3 protein-coding genes are annotated in these 2,216 nt (G+C 69.3%); 1 reads left to right on the top strand and 2 read right to left on the bottom strand.

Going from position 1 to position 2,216, the window contains the following annotated elements; translation table 11 throughout:
* Nucleotides 1–235, bottom strand: a 235-nt coding sequence (locus FrCorBMG51_RS31425) for a hypothetical protein (RefSeq protein ID WP_235433619.1), incomplete at its 3' end; no start/stop codon positions are given.
* Nucleotides 236–858: 623 nt separating this feature from the next.
* Between FrCorBMG51_RS31425 and FrCorBMG51_RS15755 the strand changes: the two genes are divergently transcribed.
* Nucleotides 859–1,455: a DUF4232 domain-containing protein gene (locus tag FrCorBMG51_RS15755; protein ID WP_217699341.1), complete on the top strand. Its 597-nt coding sequence runs from the start codon at nt 859–861 to the stop codon at nt 1,453–1,455.
* 227 nt (nt 1,456–1,682) lie between these two features.
* On the opposite strand, the gene FrCorBMG51_RS15760 is transcribed toward FrCorBMG51_RS15755, so the two are convergent.
* On the bottom strand, nt 1,683–2,216 hold a 534-nt coding region (locus tag FrCorBMG51_RS15760), incomplete at its 5' end, for an NUDIX hydrolase (RefSeq protein ID WP_235433620.1).

Below are 2,216 nucleotides of genomic sequence, written 5' to 3' on the forward strand. Positions count from 1 at the left end.
AGGCGGCCGGCGCGCCCGCCGCGGCCGCGCCCACGGCCGCGGCCAGGGGCGTTGACGTGCCGAATCCCGCTGGAAGCGTCGGTGCCGCTCCGTCGGTCACAGAGGGTTGGGGTCGTGGGTAGCCGCTGGTCGGTGACGCGGTACCGGCGGCCAGCTCCGTCAGATCGGACTTGGCCGGATTGCATGCGGTGAGCCCACCGGCCAGCAGAACAGCAGCGGAAAGCGTGAGAACCACCGGCAGCCGGCCGGCGACCGGGCGGAGCGCGGCCCCGTCCCGCTCAGAACGGTCGGCCGTGTCGGCCGTGTCGGCCGTCCGGCGGCGGGGCAAAAGAGCTGTGTCCGTTACTGACGATCGTGCTGGAGCACCCCACCGTAAGCTATTTATGATCATCATTGGCCCTGCTGCTCCTTCCACAGGTTCCGATCTTCGTGAACCCCCCCGAGAAGGACAAATTGGAGTATAGGGCTGACTTCGATGCTTTCGGTCGCGGGTCCGGTGCACGTTGGCATGCGGTGGGCCCGCCGCAGGTCTGCCGTGGGCATCTGGGCATATCGCGGGCATATCGCGACGGGTTGACGGCCGCCCGGCCCGTCAACGACGCCCTGGCCTCCCGGCGCGGCCCGCCACCGCGTTGGGCCCGGGCACGGCCCGGACGCGGCCCGGACACGGCCCCGGCAGGGCGTCACAGCCGTTGTTACCAGGCCGGCGTCGCGGCCGATACCGCGCGCCGGGGTGACCTCTCACGTGCGGGCCGGTTGATGCAAGACTTGCCCACATGCCGAACAGACCCCGAACCCGTGCAACCCGGATCGTCGTGACAGGGGTCGGGCTGCTGTTTCTCGCTGGTGCCACCGCCTGTGGCTCCGACGGCGGGACGCCGGCACCCGGGACGTCGTCGGGCCGCCGCACCGCTTGGCGCGGAGGCCGGCACCAGGGTGCAGACCGGCAGCGACGGTTCCTCCTCGCGTCCGCCGGCCGGCCCCGGCGGCCAGCTGAGCCCGGCGCCCGGATCGCCACCGGTGTGTACCGAGGCGCGTCTGCGGGTGGCCGTGGGCGCGTCCGCGGGTAATCCGTCCGCCGAGCGCCAGGGGTTCGTCGTCGTTCTCACCAACACCTCGGACCAGCCGTGCTCGGCGATCGGCTATCCGTCCGTGGCCGCCACGGACGACAACGGACGGCAGGAACGGCCGGCGGCCCGCTCCGAGAGCGGCAACCTGTTTCGGGTGGGCCCGCCCGAGACGGTGGTCCTCCAGCCGCAGGGCACCGCGTCGTTCGGTGTCGAGTGGACGGCTGTACGGTCCGGCGACGAATCCGCCTGCCTGCCCTACGAGCAGTTCGTGGTCATTCCGCCGCACCAGACCCGAGGCCAGGTGCTGGAGCGCCAGACAACCATCTGCGACGCGTTCCAGGTGCATCCCGTTGTGGCCGGAACGTCCGGGACGCGGCCCCGGTAGCCGGCATTCGTGCCTGTCGGCACAGCCAGCCAGCTCCGGTGGACGCGTGAATTCCGCACGAACTCAGGCAGTACGGCGGTAGGACGGTAGAGCCGACAGCGCTATGGCAGTGGCCGTAGCGGATCTGATGGTGCCGCAGCTCCACAACGCGCATATTCGCCGCGTCCTGGTTTTTCACGCCACGATTTTGTTACACGACGGTTTCGTCATGCCATGGTGTCATGACCTTACGAGGATGCCCGCACGCCCGAGATGGCCCGTAGCCGGGGCACCGTGCACAGTCGTTGCGGGTTCCATCCCAGCTCTGAATACACGTCGTTGTCCTGCCAGCGGGCCAACGCCTCCCGGTCGAGAGCCGCCAGGGATTCTGGCAGCGTGTTCAGGTGATGCCACTGCAGGCGGCTTACCCGGGGGTCCGTGCCCGGTGTGGGTATCCCGCTCCAGTGGGTCAGCCGGAAGAACAGCCCCAGTCGTTCGCCGCCGCCGACGGACCGATGATGAGCTACGTGCGCCAGCCACACATGGGTCGCCATTGTCATCACCGACAGGGTCTCGTCGGCTATCCGTAGCACGGCTTCGATCGCGGGTTCCCCACTACCAAGCTCGGACCACGGTAACTGCCATGGTGAATCCGACTCGGCGCCACGACAGAGCAGTACCGATCCGTCCACGCGCCACATCAGCACATGAACGTCGACCGGCAACCCCGTGCCCGGGCCGGCATTGTCGACCATCACCACTCCCACCCTCGGCGGGTGCCG

Source organism: Protofrankia coriariae (assembly GCF_001017755.1).
In the GTDB taxonomy this organism is placed as follows: Bacteria; Actinomycetota; Actinomycetes; order Frankiales; family Frankiaceae; genus Protofrankia; species Protofrankia coriariae.